Source organism: Flavobacterium sp. M31R6, from assembly GCF_013284035.1.
Lineage (GTDB): Bacteria > Bacteroidota > Bacteroidia > Flavobacteriales > Flavobacteriaceae > Flavobacterium.
The window spans coordinates 571,606-584,888 of record NZ_CP054141.1 but is presented as its reverse complement, the minus strand read 5'-3'; the positions used below and the strand labels follow the sequence as shown (position 1 = coordinate 584,888).

Genomic DNA, 13,283 nt, shown 5'->3' with positions numbered 1-13,283 from the left:
AAACAACTTGGCGACAACAGAAAAAATCTGCAATCACAAATCGTTAATCATCAATCTGCAATCCATTCTTTAGGATTTTCTAATACTTTCAATAACTTTTCTTCTTCGCTTCCCGCCTCCGGATGATGATCGTAAACCCATTGCACGTTCGGCGGTAAGCTCATCAGGATACTTTCTATCCTTCCGTTCGTTTTTAATCCAAATAAAGTGCCTTTATCGTGCACCAAATTGAATTCTACGTAACGTCCTCTTCTTATTTCTTGCCACGTTCTGTTCTCAGTAGTATATGGCAGGTTTTTTCTTCTTTCAACTATTGGAACATAGGCTTCAAGAAAACTATTTCCAACTTCTGTAACAAAGTTAAACCAATTTTCCATTGACATTTCGTTTGTTGCTTTGCAATAATCAAAGAATAATCCACCTATTCCGCGGGCTTCGTTACGATGTGCATTCCAAAAATAGGCGTCACATTGTTTTTTATATTTTGGGTAAAACTCAGGGTTGTGTTTATCACAAGCCGTTTTACAGGTTTGATGAAAATGAATGGCATCTTCCTCAAACAAATAATAAGGGGTTAAATCCTGTCCTCCGCCAAACCATTGCTGAATCACGCTTCCATTGTCATCATACATTTCGAAATAACGCCAATTAGCGTGAACCGTTGGTACCATTGGATTTTTTGGATGCAAAACCAAACTCAAACCACAGGCAAAAAAATCGGCTTCACCTACATTGAATAGTTTTTGCATTGAATCTGGCAATTTTCCGTGCACTGCCGAAATATTGACACCACCTTTTTCGAAAACTTTTCCGTTTTCGATTACGCGGGTTCTTCCTCCACCGCCTTCCGGGCGTTCCCAAAGATCTTCACGGAATTTAGCTTGCCCGTCAACAGCTTCTAATCCTGCTACGATTTGGTCTTGAAGATTTTGTATGTAGGCGTAAAATTTATTTTTCATTTTGTTAATTCATATAATTCCATATCTAATGGAGCTTCATCTGTTGGTTTAAACTCATCAATTAGTGTTTTTTGCCAAATAAAACCATTATTTTCTGCCACTTTAATGCTTCCCAAATTAGTTTTGTGAGCAATAATTTGGAGCGTTTTTAATTCTAATTCATCGCAAGCAAAACTTGAAAGAGCTTTAACTGCTTTAGAAATCATACCCTTCCCTTCAAAATCATTTCCAATACAATAGGCAAATTCACCAATTCTATTTGTCCAATCAATTTTTTTAATGATAATTAATCCAATGATTTTTTGAGTATCGATTTCTCTAATTGCAAAAGTGAAATTTACTTTCTGTTGAATTTCTCTCTCTTTACTTTCAATATATGCTACTGATTTTTCAAATGTCTTATTACTAGAAAGTGTAAGTGGGAAAAATTTACTTAATCGTTCCGTATTCTCAATAATAAACTGATGCAGCTGATTGGCATCCGTCGGTTTCAATTTATCAATACAAATGTTTTCAATGATTATCATTTCCATTATAAATTGGCCTTCGCGGCAGTTATTTTGTTAAAAATACCGAACGAAAATGTCTTGCTTTCCTGTTGGATATAATTGTAAACGGCAATGGCTTTTTGTGAAAAATCAAACTGACCTTCTTTGGAAAAAACAACCAAAAAATCAGCGAATAACTCCAACTGACTCCAATCTAAATGAAGGCGCTGTAAGTGAACTATCAATTCTTCTTCACTAAATTCATTAAGACTTTCGACATTCATCGCCAAGTCTTTTAGTTCATTTTCTAAGAAAAGGAGGTCTTCTAAATTCCAAAACTTAGGCACATAAACCAATGACATCAGCTTTTTGAGCACGTTGTCAATCCGAATACTTTCCTGGTCTCTTAAGCCTTTATTTAGCATAGTCTATATATTTTGATCATCCTGCAAGTTTTTTTTCCAAACCTTGTAGGTATTACTTTTGGGCGACATTCTCAAACATACCTACAAGGTTTGGAAAAAAACCTTGCAGGAGAAACCCTCCCCCGCTTTACTCAAATGTAAATTTTTCAGTTAGAAAATCATTTCTTTGATTATGACAAAAAATAAAATTTTCAAGACCTCCAAATAATCTTAAGACCTCTTCTCTCTCAATTTTTGTGTCCTTATTTGAAACAAAAGCTTGATAAGATGAATACTTATAATTGTCAAATTTTAAATCTAAATGATGCTTTGGATTCAAATGGACATACAGTATCAATTGTTTCAAATACTCTTCATCATTGAGCTTTATTCTCTTGAAATGTTTTTCAAAAAGACTTCCTGTCCTATCAATATCTTTATTAAAAGCTTTTACATAGGAATTAAAAAAATTAGAAAATGCCTGCGTTACTACTTTTTCTTCTTCATTTAATTGAACAACCAAATGAAAATGATTATCCATTAAACAATATCCAAATATTGAGATTTTATCAACTAAATATTTTGAAAGTTGTTTTAAAAAGAAGCTTTTGTTTTCGTCATTTTGGAAAATTAAACACCCATTTATACCTCTGTTATAAATATGATAATAACCATCTTTTTCTAAAACTTCTAATTTCATATCTTTTATCTAAATAATCCTGCAAGGTTTTTTTCAAACCTTGTAGGTATTGCTTTTTGGGCGACGTTTTCAAACATACCTACAAGGTTTGAAAAAAACCTTGCAGGAGATATATTGTAAAGCGAGAAAACATATTAGTTCCCGTATTCCTTCACCGCATCAATAAATGCTTTGGCGTGATCTACGGGAATGTTTGGTAAAATTCCGTGTCCTAAGTTCACGATGTATTTGTCTTTTCCGAATTCGTCAATCATTTCGTGAACCATTTTCTTGATAGTCGGAATTGGCGAAAGCAATCTTGAAGGGTCAAAATTTCCTTGTAATGTAATATTTCCACCTGAAAGGTATCTAGCATTTCTTGGAGTACAAGTCCAATCTACTCCAAGTGCAGAAGCTTTACTTTTCCCCATTTCACCTAAAGCAAACCAACATCCTTTTCCGAAAACAATAACTGGAGTAACCTCAGCCAAAGCATCAACAATTTGGTTAATGTAATTCCAAGAGAATTCTTGGTAATCTACTGGTGAAAGCATTCCTCCCCAAGAGTCAAAAATTTGAACAGCGTTGACTCCCGCTTTTACTTTTTCTTTTAAGTATAAAATAGTGGTGTCGGTGATTTTTTGCAATAAAGTGTGTGCTGCTACTGGGTTTGAGAAACAAAAACCTTTGGCAGTATCAAAACTTTTAGAACCTTTTCCTTCAACAGCGTAACAGAAAATTGTCCAAGGCGAACCTGCGAAACCAATTAAGGGCACCTCATCATTCAGCATTTCTTTGGTCAATTTTATGGCATCAAAAACATAACCTAAAGTTTCATTTACATCCGGAACATAAACTTGGTTTACTTGTTCCATTGTACGAATTGGGTTAGGGATAATTGGCCCCAAATTGTCTTTCAATTCTACGTGAATTCCCATTGCTCTTGGCACTACCAAAATATCCGAAAATAAAATAGCGGCATCTGGAGCAATTCTGCGGATAGGCTGAACGGTAATTTCTGCAGCTAATTCCGGAGTTTCGCAACGGGTGAAAAAATCGTATTTGTCACGCAAAGCTCTAAATTCCGGTAAATATCTTCCGGCTTGACGCATCATCCAAACTGGCGGGCGTTGTACTGTTTCTCCTTTTAAAGCTTTTAAAAATAGGTCGTTCTTTATCATTTTGTTTTTTTTATCCTGCAAGGTTTTTTTCAAACCTTGTAGGTATACATTATTTAATTTTACTTTTCAAATCATACCTACAAGGTTTGAAAAAAACCTTGCAGGAATATATGCTTATTTATACTCAGCTATTACATCCTCAATCACATCTTCAACGCTGGGCTGATCTGCGACGATAATGTTTTTTGTTATTTTATCTAATGCCTCTGCGGTAGTTTCGCCTATGCAAAAGCAGTTTTCTTTCTTTATAACATTGTCTTTCAAGTAACTTTCAACAGCAGAAGGACTGAAAAACAAAATTGCATCGATTTTCTCCTTAATCTTTATCGGAGTCAATAGCGTTTCATAAACCTGAATCTCATTGAATTTTATCCCAGCTTCTTTCAACGCTTTTGGCAGTGTTTCTTTACGCAGATTTCCACTAAAGAAAGTGTAGCTTTCTTGACTATAAATCAAAGCGATTATCTCGGCTAAATCGGCAGCATAACCCGTGTAAGCAACCACATTGAACCCAGCTTCAGATAATAGAATTTTCGTTTTTAGTCCAACGCAAAAAACATTTTTGGTTTTCAAATTCTCAACATCCGAATTTTCTAAAACACTCTGTGCCGCATTTTGACTGGTAAAAATCAAATTGTCGTTGATGGCATTAAGTTCGAATTCTTGCTTCTTAGTCGAAATGAAATCCTCTTCGAACACTTCAAAACCAGCATTTAGAAGTTCTCGTCGCTGAATATCCGACAGCGTTTTGGTAGATAATATAACTGTTTTACTCATTTTTTGTTTTTTGAATCATTCTGAAAAAGCCTATTCTTTCTCTTTTAGCCCCGATTGCAGTGGAAATCCCGAGCTTTTTTAGCGAGGATTGCAACGGAAAGCGGGAACCCATCTTAGCAAAAATGCCCCAATCTTTCGCTCCTTATTTTTTTAAGCTTTCTTTTATTGTTGCCATCAATTGAGTTCCGCCGTTTGCGAAGATTTCTTGAGCCGAGTTATAACCCAGCTTTTTCCATTCTTCGATAGGAACGATTTTGTTGACTTCGATTTTTTGTTGACCGTCAATCGAAAACAGCACTCCGTTAAAATGGATGGTATCTTCAATTTCATTGTATTTTGCCAAAGCGCCAATAGGTGCCGTGCAACCGCCTTCGAGGGTTTTTAGAAATTGTCTTTCGATATGAGTACACACTTCGGTTTCGATATCGTTGAGCTGCGCAACGGCATCTCGAGAAAAATCATCGTTCGCCATTGCCACAACAACCATTGCTCCTTGTGCAGGCGCAGGAATCATCCAATCGAGATTGATATAATTTTCTGGTTTCAGGTTAATGCGCTCCAATCCTGCAGCGGCAAAAACGGCTCCGTTCCAATCGTTTTCCTGTAGTTTTTGCATTCTAGTATTTACGTTTCCGCGCAAATCGACTACGTTGTGATTCGGATATTTATTCCACCATTGGGCTTGACGGCGTAAGCTTCCTGTGGCGATAGTTCCTTTTCCTTCTAAAAAATCAAGATTTCCTTTGTGAACCAAAATGTCCAAAGTATTGGCTCTTTCGAGAACCGCACCTTGAACGATGCCAATCGGTAAAGCGGTTGGGACGTCTTTCATCGAATGCACAGCAATATCCACTTGGCCATTTATCATAGCAATGTCAAGCGTTTTGGTAAAAATACCGGTGATTCCCAGTTCGTAAAGCGGTTTATCAAGAATGATATCTCCTTGTGATTTTACGGCAATGATTTCGGTTTTATAGCCTAAATCGTTTAGCTTTTTTTCTACCGTGTGGGCTTGCCATAACGCGAGTTCGCTATCACGGGTTCCAATACGTATTGTTTTTTCTGCCATTTTTAGTTTTTTTACCATTAAGATATTAAGGAACATTAAGCTTTGTGTTGAATGTAAGTTAATTAAGTTTTAAAACGTTTAACTTAATTTTCTTAATCTCTTAATGGTTCAATTTCTTTACGGCAATGTTTATGTTTAATCTATTAATCTTGCAAAATAATCATTTACAAGTGGTTTCATTGATTTTGTTATGTTTAAAGTGTTAAAATTAATTAATAAACCTTGAGGTCTTTGCAGTAATTTCATGTAAGTTAGCAATTGTGCTTCATGAATTGGCAAAAGGCTTTCTATTGCTTTTAACTCAACTACTACACAATCATTTACCAGTAAATCAATTCTTAGATCAGATTCTAATTCAAGGTCATAATAATCTATTTTAACAACTAATTGTTGTTTAACATCGTATCCGTTTTGTTCTAATTCATATTTAAGACATTGCTCATAAATGCTTTCTAAAAGTCCTGGTCCTAAAGCTTTATGCACTTTTATCGCGAAACCTGTAATTTCATAAGCTAATTGTGTAACCTCTTTTTTTGTCATAGAACTTTTTTTGTTTTTTTACCACTTAAGATTTTTTTCACCATTAAGATATTAAGTTAATTAAGGTTGCTTTTATAAATTCAAAACTTAATTTTTCTTAATCTCTTAATGGTTCCATTTTTTATCGTCAAAGCTTAATTAACTTAATATCTTAATGGTTAAATTTTATTTTGTAGTTTCTATTTGAAAAACTTTTTCGATCCAATCGATGCTCTCATCTACCATTGTGTCTTCATTTTTAAGATGGTTGGCAAAATGGGTCGTAATTTTTTGAATGATTCTGGAACTGATGATTTCGGCTTGCTCTTCGTTGAAGTTGGACATCTTTTTGCTTTGAAAATCCAATTCCGAATTTTTAATCGTATTCAACTTCTCTTTCAAGGCATTTATGGTTGGCGCAAACTTTCTTACTTTGGTCCAGGCGATAAATTCCTCCTTTATTTCTTCAATAATAGCCTCTGCTGCTGGGATATGGGCTTTTCTGTTTTCCAAAGTTTCGTCGGTCATTTGTGACAAATGATCCATATGAATCAAAGTAACTCCTTCAAGGTCTTTGACGTTTTCATTGACATTTTTAGGAATTGATAAATCCAAAATCAACATCGGCTTTTTCAAATTCAAAATAGCTTTGTCGATAGTAGGGTTTTGGGCGCCCGTAGCAACCACCACCACATCCGCTTTTTGCAGTTCAATATGCAGTTCCGAGTAATCCTTAACAATCAGGTTCAACTTTCCTGCCAATTTCTCGGCTTTGTCTTTGGTTCTGTTGATTAAAGTGATGTGTTCGTTTTTGGTGTGTTTTACTAAATTCTCACAGGTATTTCTTCCGATTTTCCCTGTCCCGAAAAGTAAAATATTCTTGTTTCCAATATCTGGAACGTTCTTGATAATGTATTGAACCGATGCAAAAGACACTGAAGTGGCTCCTGAACTGATTTCGGTCTCATTTTTGATTTTTTTGCTGGATTGTATTACCGCATTCACCAATCGTTCCATAAAAGCATTGGCTAAACCCATTGCTTTGGCTTCGGCAAAACCATTGCGAATTTGACTGATGATTTCAAAATCGCCCAGAATTTGGCTGTCCAAACCTGTTCCTACCCGGAATAAATGCGAAATAGCTTCTTGGTTTTTATAAACATAAGCGACTTTTTGAAAATCTTCAACGGTACCGTTGCTGTTCTCACAAAGTAATTTTATCAATTGAAAAGGATGTTCGGCATAGCCGTAGATTTCAGTTCTATTACAGGTCGAAGTCACAAATAAACTTTGGATGCCTTCCGTTTTGGCTTGTTCGAGCAAACGTGTTTTAGATAAAGTGTCTAAACTAAATTTACCTCTTATCTCGGCATCGGCTTTTTTGTAGCTAAGACCAACAGAGTAAAAATAGTGATGCTTCGAAACGTTATGATTTTCCATATATACACTTTAACTTAAAGTGCTACAAAAATATTACTAAGGTTTCGATAAAAGTAACGCTAAAAGTTCTTTTTGTGTCGCTGCATGCTTTTTTGGATTTAATTCGTTGTTTTATAATAAAAACTGTTATTTTTGTGGCACTATCAAGGCTCGAATTTCGATTTATTTAGAGCGATTCTAAATAAAAGCTTTCGGAAAAAGTCATTTTTTTATTCAAAAAATATCGCTATGGGTTCACAAGAAATTATAACAATCGAAGAAGATTTTACATTAATTCGGTTTCAAAATGATAGTTTAGAAACTTTTCAAGCCAAACACGAAGTGAGTAATGACTTGATTCAATTTCATTTCGGATTGAAGGGGAAGGCAAAATTCAACTTTAATCAAGGGAGTTATATATTGGATTTGAACGAGGAGAAATCCTATTTGTTCTACAATCCACAAAAAGAATTACCCCTCAATTTGGAATTGGCACCTAATACTTGGGTAATTTCGATTTTAATTTCGATTCAAAAATTTCACCGATTATTTTCTAATGATGCAGGACACATTCCATTTCTGAGCGACGAGAATAAAGACAAAAAATATTATAAAGAAGGAGACATCAGTCCATCAATGGCGATTGTTTTGAGTCAATTGTTTCATTATAATTTAAATCCTTCGATCAAGAATTTATATTACAAAGGCAAAGGATATGAGCTGTTAAGTTTATATTTCAACCGTTCTGAAGACCCAAATGCCGAACAATGTCCGTTTTTGATTGATGAAGAAAATGTCTATAAAATTAAAAAAGCCAAAGAAATCATCATTGCCAATATGGCCGAACCTCCAGGATTGCAAGAATTGGCAGACGAAATAGGTTTGACTTTAAAGAAACTCAAAATGGGTTTCAAGCAAATTTATGGCGATACTGTTTATGGCTACCTTTTTGATTACAAAATGGATTATGCACGTCAATTGCTGGACAGTGGCTCCTACAATGTCAATGAAGTGGGGTTAAAAATTGGTTACAGCACCGGAAGTCATTTTATAGCGGCTTTCAAAAAGAAATTTGCCACTACCCCAAAGAAATATTTGATGTCTATTAATTCGAATCTTTAAGGATATTTCAAATTAATTGAATAGAATATCAAATTTACATATTCAACAATAATTAAAAAATAGTTAACTCCAATTTATTCAAAAGTATGATTAGCTACTTTTGGAACATCAAAAAAATTTAACAAATGAAAGGCGTATTATTAGTCAATTTAGGTTCACCAGAAAGTCCAACTCCCAAAGATGTAAAACCTTATTTAGATGAATTTTTAATGGACAAATACGTGATTGACGTTCCGTATTTGTTGAGAGCTTTATTGGTACGTGGCATAATCCTTAGAAACAGACCCGAAAAATCGGCTGCCGCTTACGCAAAAATATGGACTGACGAAGGCTCACCATTAGTAGTCATTTCTAAAAGAATGCACGAAAAAGTAAAGCCACAAGTTGATGTTCCTGTTGCTTTGGCGATGCGTTACGGAAATCCTTCAATGTTGGCAGGTCTTCAAGAATTGCACGACAAAGGTGTTACCGAAGTAATGCTTTTCCCATTGTATCCGCAGCACGCGATGGCCTCTACAACCACAATATTAGTTTTAGCTGAAGAATTGCGTAAAAAACATTTTCCAGAAATGAAATTTACCATCGTTCCTGCTTTTTACAACAAGCCCGACTACATCAAAAACTTAGCTGATTCTATCAAAAAAAGCCTAGAGAACTTTGAATACGACCATTTATTATTCTCTTACCATGGTATCCCGGAACGCCACATTCGCAAAACAGATATAACCAAATCACATTGCAAAATTGATGGTACTTGCTGCAACACGCCTTCGCCTGCACATGAATTTTGTTACCGCCATCAATGTTATGAAGTGACAAAGCTGGTTGTAGCCGCACTAGGAATTCCTGAAGACAAATACAGCCAGACTTTTCAGTCTCGACTGGCTGGTGACAAGTGGTTAACACCATATACCGATGTTGAAATAAACAAAATGCCTGAGAAAGGAATTAAGAATCTAGCTGTGGTAACACCCGCTTTTGTTTCGGATTGTTTAGAGACTCTCGAAGAAATCGCCATGGAAGCCAATCACCAATTCAAAGAACACGGAGGCGAAAATTTCTTGGCTATTCCCTGCTTGAATGATAGCGACGAATGGTGCGCTACGGTAAGCAATTGGATTAACGAGTGGGCAAAAGTATAGTTGATTGCTGATTTATGATTAACGATTTGTGATTGCTGATTTCCGTAACAGCCTAAAAACTTTTACCAATTCAAAATCAACATAATCAAAAAAACATCAAAATCGGAGCAATCTAAAATCATAAATCAGCAGTCTAACATCATAAATTCAAATGGCCGTAACCTCCGAAGAATTAGGAACGCAAGACATAAAGAAACTCTTGATTAAACAAGCGGTTCCTTCTTCTATTGGTATCTTATTCATGTCGGTTAACATCCTTATCGATACCATATTTGTGGGACAGTGGATTGGTTCACTAGCCATTGCTGCGCTCACCGTTGTTTTACCCATAACGTTTCTGATTTCGTCATTAGGAATGGCAATTGGCGTGGGCGGAGGTTCTGTCCTGTCAAGAGCTTTAGGTTCCAACGACAAGGAGAAAGCCAAGCATACTTTTGGTAATCAGATTATGTTGACATTTTTATTGTCGATGCTATTTTCTATTTTGGGATTGATTTTTAGCGAACAGATGTTGTTGCTTTTTGGCGCCAAAGGAGCGATTATGGAACCCGCAAGAGAATTCTTTATACCCATCATCATTAGTGTCCCATTTTTGGCGCTCTGTATGATGGGAAATAACATTATTCGTGCCGAAGGCAAAGCTAAGTTTGCCATGGTAGCCATGATAATTCCGGCATTTGTAAATATTGTCCTTGATATCATTTTTATCAAATTGATGAACTTGGGTGTATTCGGTGCCGCATTTGCAACTTCCATTTCTTACTTTATGTGTTTTGCGTTTGTCTTTTGGTTTTTTGTGTCCAAAAGTGAACTACAACTGAAAACAAAACATCTAAAATTTCAGATTCCAATTTTAAAAGAAATCACCAAATTGAGTTTTGTTACTTTCTCGAGACAGGGAGTAGTAAGCATACTGGCCATTATATTGAATCACACTTTATACATTTACGGAGGCGAACATTCTATAACTGTTTATGGAATTATAAGTCGAATGTTGATGTTTGCCCTGTTCCCTATTCTGGGAATTACACAAGGGTTTTTACCCATAGCAGGTTTTAATTATGGTGCTAAAAACACTAAAAGAGTTCATGAAAGCGTGGTTATTTCGATCAAATATGCGGCTTTGCTGGCTACTATTATTTTTGTTATGATTTTATTCTTTGCTCAATCAATAGTGACCGTTTTTACAAATGACCCAAAAGTAATTGCCGAAACCCCAAACGCATTACGCTGGGTATTTGCTGCTTCACCCATTATTGCCATTCAGCTTATTGGAGCAGCCTACTTTCAAGCAGCAGGAAAAGCCAAGAAAGCTTTATTTTTGACATTGACCAAACAAGGTTTTTTCTTAATTCCTTTGGTACTTATATTACCACATTTTTTAGGTATTTTTGGAGTATGGATTGCATTTCCTATTGCCGACGTGCTTTCAACCATAATAACAGCCTATTTCCTCAAAAAAGAAATGAATATCAATCCCATAACAGCAACCGATGGATTACTATAATTACCTCAAATCCCTACACCTCATCTTTGTCATCACCTGGTTCGCAGGTTTATTCTATATCGTTCGATTATTTGTTTACCAAATAGAAGCAGCCGATAAACCTTCACCCGAAAAGGAAATTCTTCAAAAACAATATAAAATTATGGCTTACCGATTGTGGTATATCATTACTTGGCCATCCGCCGTATTGGCTAGCTTTTTTGCTTTTTGGATGCTGTTTTTTACCGATTTGGGAAATGCCTGGTTGCAAATGCCATGGATGCATGTAAAACTTGGCTTTGTTTTTGTGCTATATTTATATCATTTAAAATGCCAACAAATTTTCAGTCAATTGCAGAGAGACGAAGTAAAATACACTACCAATTTCATGCGTTTGTGGAACGAAGTAGCCACCATAATTTTATTCGCAGTCGTGTTTTTGGTCATATTAAAAAATGCGGTGAACTGGATTTACGGCGTAATTGGTATTTTCTTATTTTCGATTACTATTATGTTGGGTTTTAAATTTTACAAAAGGATTAGGGAGCGAAATAAATCGTAATTATGCTTAGAAATTTTAAGATTCCTATAATTTCATTACGTGTCAGAATCTTTCTTTCAATGGTTGTATTGATCATTGCGACCTCCCTTTTGCTCATAACCATTTCCATCTTTCAATATAAAAGCGTCGCCAAAGAATACAATCAAAAGCGCATTGAAAGCATGGAATATTATGTAAAAAAGCATATCAATTATATGCTTTCCAATACTACATACCCACTGACAGATGACAATATCAAATTAATCTTTAAGGATAAAATCCATGAAATATCCGATATTCAAAATGCTGAAATACAAATATATTCCTTGGATGGAAAACTATTGAAATCCTCCAAAGAATCATTTTCAGTGGTGACACAAAGCCCAATAATATCAAAATTCATACTGCGCTTGGTCAATGCTTCCATTGATAAAAGATTTGTCGAAGTCAAAACCATTAATGGTATAAAATATCGTTCTTCTTACAGCCTTATAAAAAACAAAAAATTCAAACCCATTGGAATCCTAAAACTACCCAATGTTCCCGACGATGGCTATTATGAAAAAAAATTAAACAATTTCTTTGTTAGTTTGGTACAGGTGTATGCCCTTATGATTGCCTTGGCTTTTGGATTGGCTTATTTACTTTCTTCCTTTATCACCAAACCTATCTATGATTTTGCCGAAAAATTAAGGGATACCAGTTTGAACCAAAAGAATGAAAAAATACCTTTTTCGGCCAAAATCAAAGAGATCAATATGCTATTGCACGCCTACAACAGGATGATTGAAGAACTCGAAAGAAACGCCATAAAACTAGCTCAAAACGAAAGAGATTTGGCCTGGAGGGAAATGGCCAAGCAGGTGGCTCACGAAATCAAAAATCCACTAACGCCAATGCGACTCACTATTCAGAGTTTTCAACGAAAATTTCATCCGGAAGACCCAAATATTAAACAAAAACTGAACGATTTCTCTGAATCCTTAATTCAGCAAATAGACACGATGAGTGCCGTTGCATCTGCCTTTTCTGATTTTGCTTCGATGCCTGCCCAACAAAATGAAATGCTGAATGTAGTTGAAGTCGTAGAACTGACCTTGGATATTTTTCATGAAGATTTTATTGTTTTTGAATGTTCCGAAAAAGATATTATTTCCAAAATTGACCGTACGCAGCTCATTAGAGTGATTACGAATTTGGTTAAAAATGCCATACAGGCCATTCCGGAAGATCAAGAAACCAAAATGATATTGGTTACCATCCAAAGAATAAAAAAAGAAGTCATTATCACTATAAAAGACAATGGAACCGGAATAAGTCCTGAACATATCGACAACATCTTTGAACCCAAATTCACTACCAAAAACAGCGGAATGGGTTTAGGTCTTGGAATTATAAAAAACATTATCGAAAACTACAACGGAACAATTACCTTTGAATCTAAATTTGGAAGAGGTACCATCTTTACCGTTACCCTACCAATCATTAACTCATAAC

14 protein-coding genes are annotated in these 13,283 nt (G+C 35.4%); 5 read left to right on the top strand and 9 right to left on the bottom strand.

The window, feature by feature from the left end; all coding sequences use genetic code 11:
* Positions 1 to 50: 50 nt before the first annotated feature.
* From hemF to hemA, 9 genes are all read right to left on the bottom strand, one after another.
* Positions 51 to 959 carry an oxygen-dependent coproporphyrinogen oxidase gene (gene hemF / locus HQN62_RS02450; RefSeq protein ID WP_173503190.1) on the bottom strand — a complete coding sequence of 303 codons (909 nt, stop codon included), beginning with the start codon at positions 957 to 959 and terminating at the stop codon, positions 51 to 53.
* On the bottom strand, positions 956 to 1,486 hold the full coding sequence (locus HQN62_RS02445) for a GNAT family N-acetyltransferase (RefSeq protein ID WP_173503189.1): 531 nt from the start codon (positions 1,484 to 1,486) through the stop codon (positions 956 to 958). The genes hemF and HQN62_RS02445 overlap by 4 nt, the downstream gene beginning before the upstream one ends.
* Positions 1,487 to 1,491: 5 nt before the next feature.
* Positions 1,492 to 1,872, bottom strand: coding sequence for a hypothetical protein (locus tag HQN62_RS02440; protein WP_173503188.1), 381 nt, complete (start codon positions 1,870 to 1,872; stop codon positions 1,492 to 1,494).
* A gap of 127 nt (positions 1,873 to 1,999) precedes the next feature.
* Complete coding sequence (locus tag HQN62_RS02435; RefSeq protein ID WP_173503187.1) at positions 2,000 to 2,551, bottom strand: hypothetical protein; 552 nt, start codon at positions 2,549 to 2,551, stop codon at positions 2,000 to 2,002.
* 134 nt (positions 2,552 to 2,685) lie between these two features.
* On the bottom strand, positions 2,686 to 3,711 hold the full coding sequence (gene hemE / locus HQN62_RS02430; RefSeq protein WP_173503186.1) for a uroporphyrinogen decarboxylase: 1,026 nt from the start codon (positions 3,709 to 3,711) through the stop codon (positions 2,686 to 2,688).
* Positions 3,712 to 3,825: 114 nt separating this feature from the next.
* Positions 3,826 to 4,488, bottom strand: a complete 663-nt coding sequence (locus HQN62_RS02425) for a uroporphyrinogen-III synthase (protein ID WP_173503185.1) — start codon at positions 4,486 to 4,488, stop codon at positions 3,826 to 3,828.
* Between the two features lie 142 nt (positions 4,489 to 4,630).
* Positions 4,631 to 5,557 carry a hydroxymethylbilane synthase gene (gene hemC, locus HQN62_RS02420; RefSeq protein WP_173503184.1) on the bottom strand — a complete coding sequence of 309 codons (927 nt, stop codon included), beginning with the start codon at positions 5,555 to 5,557 and terminating at the stop codon, positions 4,631 to 4,633.
* Between the two features lie 135 nt (positions 5,558 to 5,692).
* Entirely contained in the window at positions 5,693 to 6,097 is a 405-nt protein-coding gene (locus HQN62_RS02415; RefSeq protein WP_173503183.1) for a GxxExxY protein, read from the bottom strand.
* A 165-nt stretch (positions 6,098 to 6,262) separates the two neighbouring features.
* Positions 6,263 to 7,516: a glutamyl-tRNA reductase gene (hemA, locus tag HQN62_RS02410; protein ID WP_173503182.1), complete on the bottom strand. Its 1,254-nt coding sequence runs from the start codon at positions 7,514 to 7,516 to the stop codon at positions 6,263 to 6,265.
* Between the two features lie 228 nt (positions 7,517 to 7,744).
* Between hemA and HQN62_RS02405 the strand changes: the two genes are divergently transcribed.
* The 5 genes from HQN62_RS02405 to HQN62_RS02385 all read left to right on the top strand — a co-directional run bounded on the left by HQN62_RS02405 (position 7,745) and on the right by HQN62_RS02385 (position 13,282).
* On the top strand, positions 7,745 to 8,617 hold the full coding sequence (locus HQN62_RS02405; RefSeq protein WP_173503181.1) for an AraC family transcriptional regulator: 873 nt from the start codon (positions 7,745 to 7,747) through the stop codon (positions 8,615 to 8,617).
* Between the two features lie 125 nt (positions 8,618 to 8,742).
* Positions 8,743 to 9,759, top strand: a complete 1,017-nt coding sequence (gene hemH, locus HQN62_RS02400) for a ferrochelatase (RefSeq protein ID WP_173503180.1) — start codon at positions 8,743 to 8,745, stop codon at positions 9,757 to 9,759.
* A gap of 151 nt (positions 9,760 to 9,910) precedes the next feature.
* Positions 9,911 to 11,266 carry an MATE family efflux transporter gene (locus HQN62_RS02395; protein ID WP_116796572.1) on the top strand — a complete coding sequence of 452 codons (1,356 nt, stop codon included), beginning with the start codon at positions 9,911 to 9,913 and terminating at the stop codon, positions 11,264 to 11,266.
* Positions 11,253 to 11,807, top strand: coding sequence for a CopD family protein (locus tag HQN62_RS02390; protein WP_173503179.1), 555 nt, complete (start codon positions 11,253 to 11,255; stop codon positions 11,805 to 11,807). The genes HQN62_RS02395 and HQN62_RS02390 overlap by 14 nt, the downstream gene beginning before the upstream one ends.
* Before the next feature lie 59 nt (positions 11,808 to 11,866).
* Positions 11,867 to 13,282, top strand: a complete 1,416-nt coding sequence (locus HQN62_RS02385) for a sensor histidine kinase (RefSeq protein WP_173503178.1) — start codon at positions 11,867 to 11,869, stop codon at positions 13,280 to 13,282.
* The last annotated feature ends 1 nt before the right edge of the window (position 13,283 follow it).

Excerpts from the sequence above, each read along its gene's own strand:
- HQN62_RS02395 (WP_116796572.1), top strand. The coding sequence starts at position 9,911 with ATGGCCGTAACCTCCGAAGAATTAGGAACGCAAGACATAAAGAAACTC.
- HQN62_RS02405 (WP_173503181.1), top strand. The coding sequence starts at position 7,745 with ATGGGTTCACAAGAAATTATAACAATCGAAGAAGATTTTACATTAATT.
- hemA (WP_173503182.1), bottom strand. The coding sequence starts at position 7,516 with ATGGAAAATCATAACGTTTCGAAGCATCACTATTTTTACTCTGTTGGT.
- HQN62_RS02435 (WP_173503187.1), bottom strand. The coding sequence starts at position 2,551 with ATGAAATTAGAAGTTTTAGAAAAAGATGGTTATTATCATATTTATAAC.
- hemC (WP_173503184.1), bottom strand. The coding sequence starts at position 5,557 with ATGGCAGAAAAAACAATACGTATTGGAACCCGTGATAGCGAACTCGCG.
- HQN62_RS02445 (WP_173503189.1), bottom strand. The coding sequence starts at position 1,486 with ATGATAATCATTGAAAACATTTGTATTGATAAATTGAAACCGACGGAT.
- hemE (WP_173503186.1), bottom strand. The coding sequence starts at position 3,711 with ATGATAAAGAACGACCTATTTTTAAAAGCTTTAAAAGGAGAAACAGTA.
- HQN62_RS02425 (WP_173503185.1), bottom strand. The coding sequence starts at position 4,488 with ATGAGTAAAACAGTTATATTATCTACCAAAACGCTGTCGGATATTCAG.
- HQN62_RS02390 (WP_173503179.1), top strand. The coding sequence starts at position 11,253 with ATGGATTACTATAATTACCTCAAATCCCTACACCTCATCTTTGTCATC.
- hemF (WP_173503190.1), bottom strand. The coding sequence starts at position 959 with ATGAAAAATAAATTTTACGCCTACATACAAAATCTTCAAGACCAAATC.
- HQN62_RS02415 (WP_173503183.1), bottom strand. The coding sequence starts at position 6,097 with ATGACAAAAAAAGAGGTTACACAATTAGCTTATGAAATTACAGGTTTC.
- hemH (WP_173503180.1), top strand. The coding sequence starts at position 8,743 with ATGAAAGGCGTATTATTAGTCAATTTAGGTTCACCAGAAAGTCCAACT.
- HQN62_RS02440 (WP_173503188.1), bottom strand. The coding sequence starts at position 1,872 with ATGCTAAATAAAGGCTTAAGAGACCAGGAAAGTATTCGGATTGACAAC.
- HQN62_RS02385 (WP_173503178.1), top strand. The coding sequence starts at position 11,867 with ATGGTTGTATTGATCATTGCGACCTCCCTTTTGCTCATAACCATTTCC.